We start from the raw sequence: 18,435 nt of genomic DNA, 5'->3' as shown, positions 1-18,435 counted from the left end.
CATGAAAAATCAACATATTACCGCAATGACGGCAATGGCGCTCGGCCTGTCAGTCGCGTTTGTATCAGCTGCATCCGCTGAGACCAAGACGCTCTATATCGGCATGAATGGCGGCAACATGGAGAAGGCTTACACCGAGCACGTTCTGCCGGAGTTCGAAAAGGCCAACAACGTGAAGGTCGTTGTCGTTCCGGGCACGTCGGCTGATATTCTCGCTAAAGCAACCGCGCAGAAAGACAATCCACAGATGCATGTCATGCTGCTCGATGATGGTGTGATGGTGCGCGCGATCAATGGCGGTCTTTGCCAGAAGATCACCGACGATGCAGTTCTTACCGACATTCAGCCAGCCGCGCGTCTGAAAGACGATATGGCCATCGGCGTTGATATGGGCATGACCGGTATTGCCTACAACAAGAAGCTTTTCGACGAAAAGGGTTGGGCAGCTCCTACCTCGTGGATGGATTTCGCGGATGAAAAGTACAAGAACGCAGTCGTGTTCCAGTCAGCTTCCGCTTCGACTTTCGGCCTGCATGCATTTTTGATGTTCAACCGCATTCAGGGTGGTGATGAAAAGAACCTGGAGCCAGGTTTTGAAAAATTCCCGGACACCATCGGCAAGAATGTTCTGGAATTCATCCCGTCATCGGCCAAAATTTCGGAAATGGTTCAGACTGGCGAAGCAGCAATTTTCCCGCTGACCCCAACCGGCGTCAACAACCTGAAAGACAAGGGCATTCCGGTTGAATATGCACAGCCAAAGGAAGGTTCTGTCATTCTCGCTGTGACTGAATGTGTTCTCGCTGGTAATAATGAACCGGAGCTGAGCCAGAAGCTGGCCCATTACCTGCTTTCCGCAGATGCGCAGAGCAAGGCACTCGACCACGGCAACGTCATTCCGTCGAACCTGAAAGCAAAGGCCGGTACGCCAGAAGCACAGGCTAAACTTGATGCATTCAACGGCTACATGAAGACAGCCAATACGCTTGATTGGGATGCCGTCAACGAAGGCCGTCAGCAGCTTAACAGCCGCTGGAACCGCACGATCGAACAGTAAGATCATGTTCTGATGAAGAAAAGGCCGCAGATTGATCTGCGGCCTTTTTTCTATGCTGGGATATTGGCTTTCTGCTTTCGTGCCGATTGCCATAAGAGCGGCACAAGAATGAGAGCGACCGCCGGGAATATCATCCAGTTGATGGTTTGCCAGCCTGATGAATGCAAGAGCGATCCGGCAAAGAAGGACGCACAGGCAACCGTGCCGAAGACGAAGAAGTCGTTTGCGCCTTGCGCTTTGCCGCGTTCTTCCGGCGTGTGGCAATCGGCGACCATCGCGGTTGCGCCGATGAAACCGAAATTCCAGCCAATGCCCAGCAGGATCAGCGAAATCCAGAAATGGCTGAGACCAAGGCCCGAGAGAGCAACGATCGCCGACAGACCAATAATCAGCAGGCCCAAAGCGGTAACGCGCTCCTTGCCGAACCGCGTGATCAGCAGGCCTGTAAAGAAACTTGGCCCAAACATTGCCAGCACATGCCACTGAATACCCAGCGCCGCGTGATCAACCGAATGGCCGTGGCCAACCATGGCGATGGGGGCGGCAGTCATAACGAACGTCATCAATCCGTAGGAGACGACGCCAGCGGCCAAAGCCAGCATGTAACGCGGGTTCAAAAGAATTTCTTTGAGCGGTCGTCCGCTATCAGCGGCCTTGTTGGATTTGGCAGTTTTCGGCGAACGAAACAGCATGAGCACCGGAATTGCGAGAAGCGCAAGAACGGCCTGGCTCAGGAAGCTTCCCACATATGGCGTTGACGGCAATGCGTCACGTGTCCAGATGACAAGCTGTGGGCCAATAATCGCGGCGATCAGGCCGCCGATCATCACATAGGAAATGGCGCGCGCTTTGAGCGTGCCTGTTGCGGCATCGGTAGCCGCAAAGCGATAGCTTTGAACATATGCAGCATAAAAGCCAGCAGTGAACGTGCCAAGACAGAAGATCAGGAAGGACGTTGAAAAAATGCCAAGGGCTGCAATCAGGCCTGCTGCCATGCCGAAGCACGCCCCCAACAGATAGCCGTTGCGGCGTCCAACGGTCCGCATCACGAAAGCCGCTGGCAATGTGCCCAATGCGAGACCAAGATTAAACAGGCTCACCGGCAGCGTGACGAGTGCCGGATCGGAAGAAAGCTGCTGGCCAACCAGACCGCCCAGCGAAATGATGATGGGTGGACTTGAAGCACCCAGTGCCTGTGCTGCGGTCAGCACGAAAATATTGCGTTTGGCGATGGTCTGGTCGGTCATGTTTCACCCTTTCGGGATGCGCGTTTCGTGGTGCCTGGTCAGGTCGTGGCTATTCAGCCGGGACCTGAAAATTTGTGCAAAGCACTGCCATCACCTGCCGCGCTATATCGCTTTCAACGCGATACCATATCGTCTGCCCGTCACGTCGCCCGGCGATAATGCCCTCACGTCGCAACAAAGCCAGATGCTGTGAAACGGTCGAGTCGCGTAGGCCGATCAGCTCTGCAAGCTGTCCCACCGACTTTTCTCCTCCGTACAGCCGACACAGAATCATAAGCCGGTGATTGTTGGCAATTGCTTTGAGAAATTCACTTGCCTTGTCGGCCGCGAGATGGGTTTTGACACCGGGGTCGATTGGGTGAGTTCTATTCATATCTTCATAACTACGAAACCATGAAGTTATAGTCAATCCGCAAAGCTGAGCAAAAGGGCTTCTGCTTACACTCATGATATTGTAGTTTTCACGCAGTGATTTCGCTGATTGGCCCTGGAGTTGTTGTGCGCATAGCTGTGTTGGGAATTGTTGCCGGTGTTGTGTTGTCGGGTCAGGCTTATGCAGACGATGTCTGGAAAGCCGTTGAAATTATAAAACCTTATGCGATTTCCGGCCACACTGGTCCGCAGCTTTATGAATCCATTGGCGAGCGTGGCCCACAGGCCGGAAAATCCCGCGTGATTGCGCACACGACCTTTGTCTTGACCTGGGATCGCAAGTTCGACAATTCCAACAATGGCTGTCGGATTGTATCAGCAAAGCCAAAACTCAAGATCACCTATACGCTGCCCAAGCCATCACAGAAGCTTTCCTCGCCAGTGAAAGAAAACTGGGAACGCTTTTATGACGGCATTTACAAGCACGAGCTTGTCCATGGCGAGACCGCCAAGGATATGACGCGCGAGATCGTCCGCACAACGGTTGGGCTTTCCATCCCCAACGATCCGAAATGCCAGAAAATGCGCCGCGAACTGATTAACCGTATCAATGCGCTGGTCGCCGTTCAGCGTCAGCAGGGCCGTGATTTCGACCGCATTGAAATGGGATCCGGCGGCAATGTTGAACAGCTTATTCTGGCACTCGTGAACGGAGGGTAACCTACGCCGGACTTCCGGCGCAGGCTTGCATCAGTAAGCTCGTTTAGCACGAAGCGCTTTCGCTGCCGCCACCATATTGACGAGGGCAGGGCGTACTTCATCCCATTTGCGGGTTTTCAGGCCGCAATCGGGATTGACCCATAACTGGCCATCGGAAAGCTGCCTGCGGGCCAGTTGCAGGAGATCAGCCATCTCACCGACATTCGGAACGCGCGGCGAATGAATATCATAAACGCCCGGCCCAATTTCATTGGGATATTTGAAGGTCTTGAAGGCTTCGAGCAATTCCATGCGTGAGCGCGACGTTTCAATAGAAATCACATCGGCATCCATATTGGCAATTGCCGCGATGATATCGTTGAATTCCGAATAGCACATGTGGGTGTGGATCTGCGTTTCATCGGCAACGCCGGTCGAGCAAAGGCGAAAACATTCGACGGCCCAGTCAAGATAATGTGCCCAATCGGCGCGGCGCAGCGGCAGACCTTCACGCAATGCGGCCTCATCAATCTGGATCATAGTGGCGCCTGCAACTTCCAGATCATGCACCTCGTCACGAATGGCGAGCGCAATCTGGCGGCAGCTTGCCGAGCGTGGAATGTCGTCGCGGACAAATGACCAGTTGAGGATCGTGACCGGGCCCGTCAACATGCCCTTGACCGGCTTGTCGGTCAGCGATTGTGCATATTTCCACCATGCCACCGTCATCGGTTCAGGACGCGAGACATCGCCGAAAATGATGGGCGGGCGGACATAGCGCGAGCCATAGCTTTGCACCCATGCGTGCTTGGTGAAAGCAAAGCCCGAAAGCTGCTCGCCGAAATATTGCACCATATCGTTACGTTCAAGCTCGCCATGCACCAGCACATCAAGGCCGATTTCTTCCTGCCAGCGGATTGCGGCTTCCGTCTCACGCTGAATAAAACCTTCATATTGGGCGCTGCTGATCTCGCCTTTGTTATGTGCTGCGCGTGCTTTGCGCACTTCCGGGGTCTGCGGAAAAGAACCGATGGTTGTGGTCGGAAAAGCGGGCAGGCCAAGCTTTGCGTTCTGTCGCTTCTGACGTTTTGCAAAAGCACTCTGGCGGCTTTTCTGCGCCTCGGTGATATTCGCAATCCGCTGTTTAACGGCTGCATTATGCACGCGGGGTGAGGTGGCTCGCGCGCCGACCGCTTCGCTTGCAGCCTTGAGTTCGGATAGAACAGTGCTTTTGCCGGATGCCAGGGCGCGTCCGATGATGGAAAGCTCGTCGATCTTCTGCGCTGCGAATGCAAGCCAGCTTTTGAGTTCTTCATCGAGAGTGGTTTCAAGCTCCAGATCAATCGGCACATGCAAGAGCGAGCAGGACGGTGCGATTTCGATTGTTTCCAGCCCGCGCTTGTCGATCACAGGCTGTATACGGTCGATGATTGCGCTGAGATCTGCGCGCCAGATATTGCGCCCGTCGATGACGCCAAGTGAAAGCACCTGCTCTTTTCGTGCTTTGTTCACAACGTCCGCAAGCTGGTCTGCCCCACGCAAAAGGTCGACATGCAGGCCCGCAACCGGCAGGGAAAGTGCTGCTTCGAGATTGCTGCCAAGGTCTCCGAAATAGCTGGTAAGCAGGATTTTGACCGGGCTTGCGGTGCTCAAACGCTGATAGGCCAGTTCAAAGGCAGCACGTTCATTGGGAATGAGATCCAGAACCAGCGCTGGTTCGTCAATTTGCACCCAGTCTGCCCCGGCTGCCGCCAGTTCCTCCAGCAGCACTTCATAAACGGGCAGCAGTTTCGGCAGCAGCGCTATCGGGTTGAAACCCGCAGCGGTGGATTTTGCCAGTTTCAGGAACGTGACTGGCCCAAGAATGACCGGGCGCGTGTGGATACCCAGCGCTTTTGCCTCAAGAAAATGCTCAACCGGTTTGCGTGAGGAAAGCGCGAAGTTCTGATCGTCGGCAAGTTCTGGCACCATGTAATGATAATTGGTGTCGAACCATTTGGTCATTTCCAGCGCGGTTACGCCGTTACCCTGATGGTTGCAGCTGCAATCACTGTGCGTTTTGCCTTCGCTCCCACGCGCCATGGCGAAATAGGTTTGAAGTGATATATCGCCGCCCGACCAGCCATAGCGCGCGGGGATCGCCCCCACCATCACGGCAGTATCGAGCACATGATCGTAAAGCGAAAAATCATTGGATGGGATTTTCGTGATGCCGCGGTCGCGTTGTTCTGTCCAGTTGGCGGCGCGCAGGGCGCTTGCGATTGCGAGCAGTTCCACCTCGGACGTCTTACCGGACCAGAAGGCTTCGAGTGCGAATTTCAGCTCACGATGACGGCCAATGCGCGGCACGCCCAGCGTGGCGGTAGCAAGTGTTGCTGTGGCGATTGTTGTTTGTGACATAGCTATATACCCCGACATAGAAAGGGGCGTGGGCTTGCAGATGTGCACAGAAGGCCGCCAAAAAGCGACCAGATATGCGACACTCCGGGAGACCCCGCCCGTGGACGTTATTTGTCATGGCAGGTCTCCTGGCTCGCGGGTCAGCACCTTAGCGCGCATCTTCACCCGAAAACTGTTTCACGTTTTCGGGATGCACTCTGATCCGCCTTCCCGGAATTTTCATTCCAGTGGCATGATGGATCAAGGCTCACCGCTTACAGTTGCGGGGGCAGCACCGGTATTGTTTGTAACGCACCGGTTTCCCTCTTAGCTTCCGTCTGAAATCTGACGAAAGAACCATAACAATGGCCAGTCTGGCGGAAGCATTGCCGCTTGTCAACATCACATAAAGAAATGTTTATATCTTTAAATCATGATCATTGGTAATTCGTTTCGCGCTTTTCTGGCCTGTGTTGAACCACCTGTGCTCACAAAGCTGGGATAGGTGATTGCCAAAAAGCCGTAATTATTTCAAATAGTCCATCGGCCATATGCTCACCAATCGAAAGCGGGATAGACGTGCTCCGTATCAAATTTGCTTTTCTTTGCCTCATCCTCGCAATTGCTTCTCCTGCCAACGCTCTAGAAGCTGGTGCGCTGCCTGTTCTAAAGCCGCTGCCACAGCAGGCACAGGCTGCTCAACTGACATCTGAATTTCTTCAGCGTTTTCATTATAAGCCCGTGCCATTAGACGATGCATTGTCAGCCAAAATCATGGATCGCTTTATCGAGATGCTCGACCCTGAAAAGCTGATCTTTTTGCAATCTGACATTGATAGTTTTAAAACGCGCAGCACGCAGATTGATGATGCAATCGAGGGGCAGGATCTGAGTATTCCGTTTGCTATTTTTAACATCTATAGCCAGCGCATTGCTGATCGCATGTCTTATGCGGAGCAGTTGCTCAATGAGAAGTTCGATTTCAGTGCAGAAGAGAGCTATCTGGTCGATCGCAAGAAAGAATCTTGGCCCAAAACGGAAGCGGAACGCAATGATCTTTGGAGAAAGCGCGTCAAGAATGATTGGCTGCGTCTGAAACTTGCCGGCAAAGATGATAGTGCTATTCGCGATACGCTGACCAAACGCTATGAAAATTTACTTTCACGGGCGTCACAATCCAAAGCTGACGACGTATTCCAGCTCTTTATGGCTGCTTATACAACCTCTGTCGATCCGCACACAGATTACTTTGGTGCCAATGCTGCTGCCGAATTCGATATTTCGATGAAGCTTTCCCTCGTGGGTATCGGCGCGGTGTTGCAGGATCGGGACGACTTTACAACCATTCGCGAGTTGACTGCGGGTGGTCCGGCGCAATTGTCGGGTAAGCTTGCGGTTGGTGATCGGATTGTTGGTGTCGGCCAGGGCGAGGATGGGCCTATCAAGGAAGTTGTCGGGATGCGACTTGATGAGGTCGTCAAACTGATACGCGGCGACAAAGGCTCTATCGTGCGTCTTGAGATATTGCCTGCAGAAGCCGGAGCCGACGGTAAACATAGGATTATCAGTCTTATTCGCGATAAGATCAGCCTTGAAAAGCAGGCGGCTCAGAAGAAAGTCTTGTCTGTAGAAGATGGCACCGCAACACGTAAAATTGGTGTCATTACACTTCCCGCCTTCTATGAAGATATTGAAGCGCGGCGAAAAGGTGAAAAGGACTACAGAAGTGCCAGCCGCGACGTTGCAAAGCTTCTTGGCGAGCTTAAGCAGGAAAAAGTGGATGGCATTCTGATTGATCTGCGTAACAATGGCGGCGGATCATTGAGTGAAGCGATTGATCTCACTGGTTTGTTCGTTGGAAAAGGCCCTGTTGTTCAGCAGCGCAACGCAAAGGGTGAAATCAAGGTCGAACGCGATGATCTCTCTAAGCCTGCGTGGGAAGGTCCGCTTGGTGTGCTGATTAATCGTGGTTCTGCCTCCGCATCCGAAATTTTTGCGGCTGCGATACAGGACTATGATCGGGGTGTGATTATCGGTGAGCCGAGCTTCGGGAAGGGCACTGTGCAGACGGTGGTCAATCTGGACGAGGTGGCACAAAATCCGCAACCAAAATTTGGTGAGTTGAAGTTTACGGTTGCCCAGTTTTTCAGAGTGAACGGTGGCACGACCCAATTGCGCGGCGTATCGCCCGATATAAGTTTGCCGGGTCTTTACGATCTCAAAACTGTTGGTGAAGCAAGCTTTGACAATGCTTTACCGTGGACCCAGATAAAGGCTGCGAAACACAAGTCTTTTGGCGAGGCGAAGGCTTTCCTTCCCTTGCTGCAGGAAAAGCACGATGCACGCGTTAAAGAGGATGTCGAGTTCCAGCGCTTTGCAGATGATGTTTCTGCGTTGAAGCTCAATCGCGAAAAAACGACGATTTCTCTCAATGAAGATGAACGTCGGGCCGAAATGAAGGCGCAGGCAGCGCGCGCGCGTACACCGGGTCAAAATGATGATGGCTTGCAGTCAAACGAACGAAGCCTGAGCGATGACATCGCTTTGGAAAAGGCGCGCAAGGACATTAAGGATGTGCTGCAGAATGAAGCTGCTGCGATTGTTGTTGATCTTGCAGACTTACAGAGGAAAGGTGCAAAAACATCGTCCAATTAAACAATCGCGTTGTTGGTCTTCCACGGCACCGGCTGGTCAAATGTGCGCGCAATTTTGACCAGCCGGATAGTCTGGATCAGAGCGGAGCGAGCCGATAGCATTTCCTGTTTTGGGTGGATCGCTGGAAATGCTCTCGCTGTTTGTTGCACCCATTATCCCGCGAAAAACCGCTTCGCACTTTTGCTGGAAATACTTTAAAACTTGCGGCTGAATGAGACTTTCAAGTTGCGTCCCGGCATGGCAGAAATGCCATCGCTGAGATAAGGCTCATAGTTCTTGTCGAACACGTTTTCCAGCGCAAGACGCAATTCAGAGTCCTTCATCAGCCCCTGCGTCGGGGTCCAGTTGAAAAACAGGTCATGCACGGAATAGCCCGGTGCTTTGGGGCGATTATAGCTTAAATCACCTTTGACATGCGAGGTTCTGTCCTGCTTGTCGACGAAGGTCCCAGTCCAGCCGAAGTTGATGTCGTTATCGGGAAGTTTGTAGCCCAGCGTCGCCACCGCAGTCGTTGGCATGATGTCGTTGATATAGCTGTCCGGTCCGCGCACATTGTTGAGTGTGCCCTCACGTCTGCCGATCATGTAAGTGAGGCTGGCATCGGCGAACATGAAGTTGTTTTCGTAATGGGCTTCGAGCTCGATACCGCGCGTATAGTAGGACGGCATATTCCAGTAAAATGGCGCTTCACCGTAGCTGAGATTGGCATTGTTCGCGCTGCCGACGCGTCGTCCGACCGGGTTGGAAACATGATTGTTAAAGAACGAACCGCGCACCATCAGCATATCGCCATCGGTAAACAGGTTGTTGAGCGCAGTGTCCGCACCGATATTGATGGTATTGTTGCGCTCTACCTTGAGGTTGCGGCTGGTTCCTGACGCTTTCGTCTGTATGCTCTGGGTCGAGTAGATTTCATCGATGTTTGGTGCACGCATTGCATAGGCCCAGTCGGCAAAAAGCCGCGTTGCGGGGGTGAGCTGATAGGAGGCGCTCAGGGCGGGCGTGAAACCGTGATGTGATGTCGCCGAATAATCGTGACCAGCTGCGGGATTGTTATAACGAGGGGCGGCGTTCGGAACGCCCTCGGAGCGTACATAATCGTAGCGAATACCGGGCGTGATGATGAGCTTATCGGTGACTGCCATGCGGTCGCGGATGAAGAAGGATGTCATGTCCTGCTTGCCAGCGGGCATGATCCATGGCGCATAATAGCCGTAATTATACTGCGCTTGCTTCGCATTGGCTTTATCGAACATCGTCACATCACGGACGTGATGATTATATTGCACACCGTAATTCAGACTGTGTTCAATGCTGGCCAGTTCAAAATTGGAGGTGTTTTCTGCTTCGAGGTGAAAATCCGAATATTTTGCATCGTTTTCGGTGCCTCCCAGCGATCCAGTGCCATTCACGCCCGGAAAGCGTTCGGCATGCATATCGGTTGAGGAATAGCTTGCCATCATGCGCGTGTTCACCAAATCGCTGTCGCCGTCATAGGTGTGTTCGACAACCGATGTGAAATCCTTCAGTTCGCGCCAGGCGAGAAGCCTTTGAATGGCGGCTTTATATGCGGGCGTACCCGGCACCAGCGCATTGTTGCTTGGCTCAAACTGCCCGCGAATGGCGGCAAGCGGTCCCCAGTTGGCACTTTCACCATAAAGGACGGAAGCTTTAACTGCGTGACCACCATATTCGCCACTCAGCTTGCCGGAGAAAGACGTCAGTTCAGAATTGGAGTAATTGTAGATGTCTCCGCCGCCGATCCGCATATTGTCACCCTTGCGCCAGGTCAGGCTGGCTATGCCGTCGAAATCAATTGCAGTGCCGAGATTGGAGCGGCCATAGATGGCTCCGGTTTCCAGAAATTGCTTGTTTGCTGTCTGATAGGCAGTCTTGCCCCAAATGCCCCAGCTTTCGCCATCGCGCAGCATGTCGGCTGCGTCCTTGCTTTCCAGCTTTATGGTGCCGCCAAAGCCACCATTGCCGTAACGAACGGTCGTTGCCCCTTTTTCTATTTCGATGCGTTTGAGAAGTTCGGGTTCGACAAAAATTGTACCCTGATCGTATTTCTCGAAGTTCTTAGGGGCGCCATCGAGCAAAATGCGAACATCTGTCTGGCGTGAAAAGCCGCGGATGGCAATCGACTGGCCTTCGGTGCGCACGCCGCCCAGCATGGAGACGCCGGGTGTTCTTTTGACGAGTTCCGGAATTGTCGAGGCTTGAGCCTGTTCGAGCTGTTCCGATGTGATTTGCGATACTCGCGGATCAAGTTCGGCAAAATTCACGCCGGTGATATGCGAAATGCTGATTGTATCAAGTTGCAGCGAGCCGTCATCGGCCGGCACTGGCGCATTGTTTGCTTCCGCCGGGCGCTCCAGCCGAACGGTTTTTTCGCTGGTAAACCGGTATTGAATGCCGGTATTGCGGAGTATCGTTGAAAGCGCTTCAGCGAGCGTCATCGTTCCGTGCACGCCCGGTGTATTCAGTCCTTTTGTCACAGATGCATCAAATGCAATTTGCAAGCCTGTCTGAACAGCAAGGCGGTTGAGGCCTGTTGCAAGCGACCCTGCCGCAACATTCACGGTGACGGGTTGGGTTGCCGCTTGGGCCATAGCTGGTGCTGCAAAAAATGGGCTTAAAACAGTGCCGCTTAAAAGCAGCGAAGCAAAAAGAGGCCGCATATAGGCGGTAAGAATGCGTGAGGAGGGGCTTTTCATGTCGTGTCCAGTCTCAACGTTCAAGGCGTTGAAAATTTCGGTGTTGAAGCATCCGCGCATGTTGCGCGCATTGCCTTTCATGGACTGGACGAATGAAAACCGGCTTATGGGACATTCAATTGAAAATTAATTATGCAGGACTGTCAGCAGCGCCCCGATATGCGTGGCTTTCAGATCAAACACCTTGATAAAATCATCAAGCGCGGTGGAGGGTGAAGATAGATCGAAAGTGCCAGTAATGCGGCGTTGCGCAAGATCATTGCTTGCAATCATGATCCGGCCGGGAAGATGTCGTGCAATATCTTCGACCACGTGCGAAAGCGGCTGGTCTTCAAAAATGAGCCGCCCATTGCGCCATGAGGCTGCGAATTCAGGATCAATCGCCGTGACCTGTCCGATGCCTGTTGCACTGTCGTAAAAAACGCTGTGGCCCTGTTCGAGACGCAAGGTGTCACGCGGGGTGGGTGCTGTGCCTGAAGCGCTGCTCTTGACCTCAACGGCGTGCTCCGTGACGACCACGTCTGCACCGCGCTCTTTCAGCTTCACATCGAACTCAGTGCCAAGAGCTGTAATATTGCCCTTGGCAGCGCTCACCGTGAAAGGGCGCTGCGTGTCCTTGGCAACGATGAAATAGGCTTCCCCGCGCAGGAGATGAACGTGACGGCCTTGGTTTGTGATGTCAAAAGAGATGGCCGAACTTGAATTGAGCTGAACGGTCGATCCATCGGCGAGTTTTATCACGGGCATTTCGCTGCTTGCAGACATCGCGTCTGCGCGCAGGCGCATGGGGCCATCAAAAGCGATGAAAGCTGCTGCGAAAGCAACAAAAACCAGCATTGACGCCACTGTCGCGCGCACCGGAAAACGCGGTCTTCTGGCAGCTGTTTTGGCGAAATCGATATCCTGCAACAGCAGTAAACGCGTATCGCTGAAAACACGTGAGGCTTTTTTGAAGGCCAGCTCATGCCGGCTATCGCTTGCGCGCCAGCGTGCGCATGCCTCCGCCAGCGCCATATCCTTCGGCGATGCCTGAAGCTGCATCAGCCAATCGACGGCTTGCTCTTGAATCAGGCGTTGTGCCTTGTCTGGTTTTGACGTGGATGAGCGCATCATCCCTGATCCAGTTCATCAAGCCGACAGAGGCAGTGAATCAGCGCCTTGCGAAGGTGGCGGTCCACCATATTGCGCGTGATTCCAAAGCGGCTGGCAATTTCATCTGACGGCAGATTGCCAATGCGATGGGCAATGAAAACGCGGCGCTGGCGAAGGGGAAGTTCCATAATCGCATGACGCAGGCGGTTGAGCCGTCGCGGCATGTCAAGGGCGATGTCAGGATTGGCGTCTTTGCTGGCGATATACGCGGCTTCTTCTTGCGTGCCGGAAAAGAGCTTGGCTTCAAAACGCTCGCGGCGAAACCGGTCAAGGCCCAGATTAATAGCCGCACGCGTTAAAAATGCGTGGAGAGATGACTTGCCTTCAAGGTCGGTCCGGCGATCTTTCAGCCTCACATAAAGATCATGGACAATGTCGTTGGCATTTGAGGATACGTGCCCGCGTCGACGGACTGCGCGACACAGCTCGTCATAATAATCAGTAATGGCAACATCAATCTCTGCCATATCGCGCAGCGGAAAAGCCGCGGGCAGATTAGATTTCTCTGACTGGTTCAAGGCGGGCACCGGATTTGTATGGCCGCATTATAAGGATGTGCTCAATTAAATGCAATTATATATGAACAATTTACTCATCTTATGAGCGCGCCATCGTATCACGTGGTTTTCGGCGGCGGGTAATTTTACTCTTGTATTTTCAATTATACATCTGTATTCAGGAGTCGAGTTCGCTACAGGGATGAAGGCAGAGGAGCCTTCCCGAGTGATCTTTCAAGCAGTCAGGCGGGAGGAAGTTTCGTCTGATTTCCAAGGGAGGACTTTATGAAAAAGCTTGCTTTGCTGGCAGCCGTTGCTGCCTTTTCGCTGCCCGTCTCGGTCATGGCGCAGGACGCGCCCGGCACTGTCAAAAAGGACAGTTATCGTTTTGTCATCGTTCCAAAGGTCGTTCATCCTTGGTTTGACAAGGTGAATGAAGGTGCACAGCAGGCCGCTGCTGCACTCAAGGCGCAGACCGGCGCCAATGTTGAAATCGTCTACTCCGCACCACAGAGCGCAGACGTTGTTCAGCAGAACCAGATTATCGACAGCGCGCTGGCCACCCGTCCTGACGGTCTCGCACTCGATTTGCTTGATCCATCGGGCAACCGTGCATCGCTTGAAGAAGCGCAGAGCCAGAAAGTGCCGCTGGTGCTGTTCGACTCCGTGCCGCCGGAAGGCATGAGCATCACCCATATCGGTTCAGATTTCTGCGAGCAGGCCAAGATTGCTGCGCGTCGTCTGGTTGAAGTGCTGGGTGGTGAAGGCGAAGTTGCAATCATGATGGGCGTGCCAACTGCACCGAACCATTCGATCCGTGCAGAATGCCACCGTGAAGTGTTCAAGGAACATCCGGGTATCAAGGTCGTTGCTGAAGGCATCGACAATGACAGCATCGAAATTGCACAGCAGCAGGCAGCCGCCATTATGCAGGCCAATCCAAACCTGAAGGGCTGGGTTGCTTCGGATGCCGCTGGCCCGATCGGCATCGGTCAGGCCATCGTTGAAGCTGGCAAGCAGGGCAAGGTCACGCTGGTCGGCCTCGACAACCTGCCGGAAATGCTCGACATGATCCGCAATGGCGTCGCTGACAGCTCGTCCGCATCGCAGCCTGAACTTCAGGGTTACTGGTCGGTGATGACGCTCTGGGCACAGGCAACCGGCGCGCCGGTTCCAGGTTATATCGACACTGGCAATGCTTTCCTCACCAAGGAAAACGTAGGCAACTGATCCGTTCCGATCTTGTTGCAGGAGCACGGGTTCTCCCGTGCTCCATTCTTTCCTGTCCTATCGGCTTTGACCGGCAGCTTGCCGGAAACGCAGCGATAGTTTTCCAAGGTGTCCATCATGGCTTATCTTGAAACAAGCGGATTAGGCCGGGACTTTCCGGGCGTAACCGCGCTGGATGGCGTTGACCTGAAAATCGAGCTGGGTCGCACGCATATTCTTGCCGGCGAAAATGGTGCTGGCAAATCCACGCTCGTAAAAATTCTGACCGGAACCGACAGCGCTTCGCGCGGTCAGGTGCTGATCGATGGTCGTGATCCAGTTACTGATCCTGCGCTTTATAAAAACGTTGCCTATGTTCCGCAGGAATTGACGCTTTTTCCGCAGATGAGCGTCGCGGAAAACCTGTTCATGCCATTCAATCGAACGGGGCATGGCGGTTTTGTTGTCAACCGCAAAGCGCTGATGATCGAGGCAAAATCCTATCTCGATCGCTTTGGTATTGAAGCGCGGCCTGACGATCTGGTTGCCAATATTTCCGTGTCTGATCAGCAGCTTTTGCAGATCGCGCGTGCCTGCACCAATGAGCAGATGAAGGTGCTGATTCTCGATGAGCCGACGTCTTCGCTAACACGTGTTGAAGTTGAGCGTGTTTTCAAGGTTATTCGCGGTCTTCTTGACCGCGATCATGCGATTGTCTTCATCAGCCATAAGATGGAAGAAGTCTTCCAGATTGGCGATGATTATACCGTTCTGCGCAATGGCACCAAGATCGAGAGCGGTCACATCAAGGACATCACCGAAGCCGATCTGATCCGCGCCATGTCTGGCCGCGACCTGTCCTTTGATGAGCATTTCCGTCCGTCAAAGCCGACCACTGAAACCATTATGGAAGTGCGTGACCTTTCGGGATCGCGCTTTGAAGACATCAGTTTTGATCTGCGTAAAGGCGAAATTCTTGGCTTCGCCGGTCTGGTGGGCGCTGGACGCTCCGAAGTGATGCAGACGATCTTCGGCTTTCTAAAAGCTAAATCCGGCGAGGTAAAGGTCGAAGGCGAAAACTGGACACTCAATGATACCTCGCGCTCGGTTTCGGGCGGCATGCTCTATCTTTCGGAAGAGCGCAAACATCACGGCATTCTGCCGCTTCTGTCGCTGCGCGAAAATATCGGCATTTCGATATTGGAGTTGACAAGCGGCAAGCTCGGCATTTCCGACCGTCGTGAACGCAATATCGTGCAGAAAATCATCGATGATTACGGCATCCGCACATCAGGAATGGGCAAGCGTATCTCGCAGCTTTCGGGTGGCAATCAGCAGAAAGCCATTATTGGCCGCGCCATGGCCACGCGCCCACGCGTGCTGATTTTTGATGAGCCAACCAAGGGCATCGATATCAGGACGAAATCAGAGATTTATCGCATCATGAAAAATCTCGCTGAAGAGGGTGTCGGTGTCATACTCGTCTCTTCGGAACTTAATGAATTACAGAAATGCGCAAGCCGTATCATCACCATGCATAACGGCCATATCACCGGTGAGTTCTCCACCACCGATACCAACAATGAAACACTCGTGGGCGCGATCTTTGGAACAGAGGTAAAAGCCGATGCAAACTAATCCCTTTTCCAATCTCATTCGTACGCCGCTGGCCGGTGTCTTTGTGGCGCTTCTGGTGATCTTTGCCCTGTCGGCAACCCTATCGCCTTACTTTCTCACGCCTTACAATCTGTCGGTTGTTGCACGTGGCCTGGCCTTTGTCGGTCTCATCACCATTGCTCAGTCGATGTTGATGGTGCTGGGCGAGCTTGATCTGTCACTTGGCGTGATCGGCGGACTCTGTGGCGTGGTGTCCGGCATTCTGATGGTACGGATGGGTTTTGAGCCTTATTCGGCCATGTTGCTGGCGATCCTGCTTGGCCTTTGCCTCGGCCTGTTCAACGGCTTCCTCGTCACCTTCCTCCGCTTGCATTCGCTGGTGCTGACCATTGGTACGGCAGGCATTTTCGGCGGTGCCAATCTGGTGCTGACCCGTGGCGTTGCCATCACCGGTATTCCGCGTGATGTGCAATATCTCGGCCGTGGCGATCTGTTCGGCATTCCGGTGCCATTCATCATCATGTTTGTTGCCCTGCTGATCGCGACTTTCGTGATGCTGAAAACCCCGTTTGGTCGTTACATGTATGCCATTGGCAACAATCGCGATGGCGCCCGTATGTTGGGCATTCGTGTGGATCGTGTGCGTCTGATGGTATTTGGTGCTGCTGGTGCGATTGCTGGTCTTGCTGGTGTGCTGATGGTTGCGCGTCTTGGAACTGCCCAGCCGTCGATTGGCGACAGCTGGGTGCTGGCTCCGATTGCTGCATCGGTTATCGGTGGTGTTGCCACAACGGGTGGCATCGGCAGTCCAATTGGTGCGATCTTCGGTGCAGGCATTATCGCAATTATTGAAAACATTATCGTTCTGTTCGGTGTCTCTCCTTATTGGCAGGGCATTGTTTCGGGTGCAATCGTCGTGCTGGCTATCTCATTCGATGCCATATCGCGCCGTTATCTGCGCCGGGATGCCCACTGATCTGAACACGCGACGAGTTTTAGAAAGCTAAAGACATGAATGAACAAGTCAAAACAAAGAAGCTGATCAACGCACCGGAAAACATCATTGCAGAAATGATCGAAGGCATGGTCGGCGCGCATCCCCATATGCTGCGTGTTGAAGGTGAAACGGGGCGTGCGGTTGTGGCAGTCGATGGCCCGCGCGAAGGCAAGGTCGGCATTGTTGTCGGCGGTGGCTCAGGTCACGAACCCGCTTTTGCTGGCTATGTCGGACGCGGCCTTGCAGATGCAGCAGCTGTTGGCAACGTGTTTGCCTCCCCATCGCCTGCACATATTGCAGAAGCGGCACGCGCTGCGGATGGCGGCGCTGGCGTGTTGTTGCTTTATGGCAATTACACCGGCGACGTTCTCAATTTTACGATGGCTGCGGAAGAACTCGGGCAGGACGGCATGGATGTGCGCCATGTCGCGGTTGCGGATGACGTAGCCTCGGCGCCGCTTGATCGCAAGTCGGAGCGTCGCGGTATTGCCGGTGACTTCTTCGTATTCAAGGTTGCAGGTGCTGCCGCTGATCTGGGTGAATCCCTGCCACGCGTCGAAGCGCTTGCGCAGGCCGCCAATGAGGCGACCCGTTCGATGGGCGTGGCTTTAAGCCCTTGCTCCCTGCCCCAGACAGGTAAGCCGAACTTTGCCATCGGTGACGATGAAATGGAAATCGGCATGGGCCTGCATGGTGAGCCGGGCATTCGTCGTCAGAAGCTTGCGCCTGCTGATGAAGTGACTGACGAGCTGATGGCCTCGGTCGTTGAGGAACTGGCGCTCAAGGCCGGGGATCGTGTTGCGGTTCTTGTCAACGGACTTGGTGCAACCACGCATATCGAGCTTTATCTTATTTTCCGCCGCGTCAAACAGATTCTGGATAGCAAGGAAATACAGATCCACGCCTCATGGGTTGGCGAATATGCAACGTCGCTCGAAATGGCCGGTGCATCTGTCACGCTGATGAAGCTTGATGACACCTTGCAGACGCTGCTTGATCATCCATGTCATACGCCGGCCTTGAGCGTTGGCGCTGTGCAGGCAGGTGATCGTGAACCGGCCTCGCACCGCAAGGCTCAACGCAGTGCAGACCACAAGGAAGTGGCTTCTGAAGCGCCGCGCAAGCTCATCACCGAGGGTGATGTGACACCTGCACTTTTCAAGGCGATGATGATGAATGTCGGCAATCAGATCATTGCCGAGAAGAACTGGCTTTCGGAACTCGACGGCGTGATTGGCGATGGCGATCACGGCATTACCATGGAAATCGGCTGGAAGGCTGTGCAACATGCGCTTGAAGACGAACAGGACGATGAGACGATTGAAGCCATCTGCAAGCGCATGGCCAAGGCGTTTCTGGATGCGGTTGGCGCATCGTCAGGTCCGCTTTATGCAACGGCATTCCTGCGTGCAGGTACGGCTGTCAGCAATCGTCTCAACCTTGATGGAACCGGCATTGCTGAATGGCTTGCAGCCGCGTCGCAAGGCATCCAGGATCGGGGCCGCGCGGCACCAGGTGACAAGACGATGATCGATGCCTGGGTTCCAGCGGTTGAGGCGGCAAGCGAGGCTGCGAAGGCTGGCAAATCCACGCTCGACGTGCTGATTGCGGCACGCGATGGTGCGGAAGTGGGCATGAAGGCAACAGCTGCAATGGAATCGCGTCGTGGTCGTTCAGCAAAGCTCGGTGAGCGCTCAATCGGTCATATCGATCCGGGTGCAGCATCTACATTCGTAACCCTGCGCGCTATGGCAGAAGCGTTGCAAGATGCTAAGTAATTGTTAGTTATGAATTTTTGTGACGATTGAAAGGTTTTAGCTTCTAAATCAAGCAACAG

At 53.7% G+C, this 18,435-nt stretch carries 15 protein-coding genes and 1 riboswitch; of the genes, 8 read left to right on the top strand and 7 right to left on the bottom strand.

The features are described 5' to 3' along the window. Position 1 precedes the first annotated feature (1 nt). On the top strand, positions 2 to 1,057 hold the full coding sequence (locus ABE530_RS16275) for an ABC transporter substrate-binding protein (RefSeq protein ID WP_265985010.1): 1,056 nt from the start codon (positions 2 to 4) through the stop codon (positions 1,055 to 1,057). A gap of 50 nt (positions 1,058 to 1,107) precedes the next feature. Here ABE530_RS16275 and ABE530_RS16270 read toward each other — a convergent pair whose 3' ends face one another. Next, positions 1,108 to 2,304 (bottom strand): MFS transporter, encoded by a 1,197-nt coding sequence (locus ABE530_RS16270; RefSeq protein ID WP_499695194.1) that lies wholly within the window; start codon positions 2,302 to 2,304, stop codon positions 1,108 to 1,110. Positions 2,305 to 2,353: 49 nt separating this feature from the next. Then, a complete protein-coding gene (locus tag ABE530_RS16265; RefSeq protein ID WP_265985012.1) occupies positions 2,354 to 2,677 on the bottom strand; it encodes an ArsR/SmtB family transcription factor in 324 nt (107 codons plus the stop codon). Between the two features lie 131 nt (positions 2,678 to 2,808). Between ABE530_RS16265 and ABE530_RS16260 the strand changes: the two genes are divergently transcribed. After that, complete coding sequence (locus ABE530_RS16260) at positions 2,809 to 3,396, top strand: DUF922 domain-containing Zn-dependent protease (protein WP_499695231.1); 588 nt, start codon at positions 2,809 to 2,811, stop codon at positions 3,394 to 3,396. A gap of 30 nt (positions 3,397 to 3,426) precedes the next feature. Here the strand turns inward: ABE530_RS16260 and metE are convergent, their stop codons facing one another. Next, positions 3,427 to 5,775 (bottom strand): 5-methyltetrahydropteroyltriglutamate--homocysteine S-methyltransferase, encoded by a 2,349-nt coding sequence (gene metE, locus ABE530_RS16255; protein WP_499695193.1) that lies wholly within the window; start codon positions 5,773 to 5,775, stop codon positions 3,427 to 3,429. Positions 5,776 to 5,876: 101 nt separating this feature from the next. Continuing rightward, positions 5,877 to 6,131, bottom strand: a riboswitch (cobalamin riboswitch). 202 nt (positions 6,132 to 6,333) lie between these two features. Here metE and ABE530_RS16250 point away from each other — a divergent pair. Beyond that, positions 6,334 to 8,409 (top strand): carboxy terminal-processing peptidase, encoded by a 2,076-nt coding sequence (locus ABE530_RS16250; protein WP_265985015.1) that lies wholly within the window; start codon positions 6,334 to 6,336, stop codon positions 8,407 to 8,409. On the opposite strand, the gene ABE530_RS16245 is transcribed toward ABE530_RS16250, so the two are convergent. Beyond that, a complete protein-coding gene (locus ABE530_RS16245; RefSeq protein WP_499695192.1) occupies positions 8,406 to 8,558 on the bottom strand; it encodes a hypothetical protein in 153 nt (50 codons plus the stop codon). The two genes, ABE530_RS16250 and ABE530_RS16245, sit on opposite strands and share 4 nt — an antisense overlap. A 45-nt stretch (positions 8,559 to 8,603) precedes the next feature. Continuing rightward, positions 8,604 to 11,126: a TonB-dependent receptor gene (locus tag ABE530_RS16240; protein ID WP_499695191.1), complete on the bottom strand. Its 2,523-nt coding sequence runs from the start codon at positions 11,124 to 11,126 to the stop codon at positions 8,604 to 8,606. On the opposite strand from ABE530_RS16240, the gene ABE530_RS16235 reads away from it, so the two are divergent. Further along, the gene (locus tag ABE530_RS16235; protein WP_265985019.1) at positions 11,125 to 11,256 is read left to right on the top strand and encodes a hypothetical protein; all 132 of its coding nucleotides are present in this window, start codon (positions 11,125 to 11,127) and stop codon (positions 11,254 to 11,256) included. The two genes, ABE530_RS16240 and ABE530_RS16235, sit on opposite strands and share 2 nt — an antisense overlap. Here the strand turns inward: ABE530_RS16235 and ABE530_RS16230 are convergent. Then, the gene (locus ABE530_RS16230) at positions 11,253 to 12,239 is read right to left on the bottom strand and encodes a FecR family protein (RefSeq protein ID WP_499695190.1); all 987 of its coding nucleotides are present in this window, start codon (positions 12,237 to 12,239) and stop codon (positions 11,253 to 11,255) included. The genes ABE530_RS16235 and ABE530_RS16230 overlap by 4 nt on opposite strands. Beyond that, entirely contained in the window at positions 12,236 to 12,805 is a 570-nt protein-coding gene (locus ABE530_RS16225) for an RNA polymerase sigma factor (RefSeq protein WP_499695189.1), read from the bottom strand. Before ABE530_RS16225 ends, ABE530_RS16230 begins: the two co-directional genes overlap by 4 nt. A 255-nt stretch (positions 12,806 to 13,060) precedes the next feature. Here ABE530_RS16225 and ABE530_RS16220 point away from each other — a divergent pair, with 255 nt between their 5' ends. From ABE530_RS16220 to dhaL, 4 genes are all read left to right on the top strand, one after another. Continuing rightward, on the top strand, positions 13,061 to 14,005 hold the full coding sequence (locus ABE530_RS16220) for a substrate-binding domain-containing protein (RefSeq protein ID WP_265985023.1): 945 nt from the start codon (positions 13,061 to 13,063) through the stop codon (positions 14,003 to 14,005). A 117-nt stretch (positions 14,006 to 14,122) separates the two neighbouring features. Then, entirely contained in the window at positions 14,123 to 15,622 is a 1,500-nt protein-coding gene (locus ABE530_RS16215) for a sugar ABC transporter ATP-binding protein (protein WP_499695188.1), read from the top strand. Beyond that, a complete protein-coding gene (locus ABE530_RS16210) occupies positions 15,612 to 16,577 on the top strand; it encodes an ABC transporter permease (protein ID WP_265985025.1) in 966 nt (321 codons plus the stop codon). The genes ABE530_RS16215 and ABE530_RS16210 overlap by 11 nt, the downstream gene beginning before the upstream one ends. A gap of 35 nt (positions 16,578 to 16,612) precedes the next feature. Continuing rightward, positions 16,613 to 18,376 carry a dihydroxyacetone kinase subunit DhaL gene (dhaL, locus tag ABE530_RS16205; RefSeq protein ID WP_499695187.1) on the top strand — a complete coding sequence of 588 codons (1,764 nt, stop codon included), beginning with the start codon at positions 16,613 to 16,615 and terminating at the stop codon, positions 18,374 to 18,376. Positions 18,377 to 18,435 lie beyond the last annotated feature (59 nt).

It is taken from the genome of Brucella sp. TWI559 (assembly GCF_039674265.1).
Classification (GTDB): domain Bacteria; phylum Pseudomonadota; class Alphaproteobacteria; order Rhizobiales; family Rhizobiaceae; genus Brucella; species Brucella chromiisoli.
The sequence above is the reverse complement of the archived record's forward strand: the minus strand, read 5'-3'. Positions and strand labels throughout refer to the sequence as shown.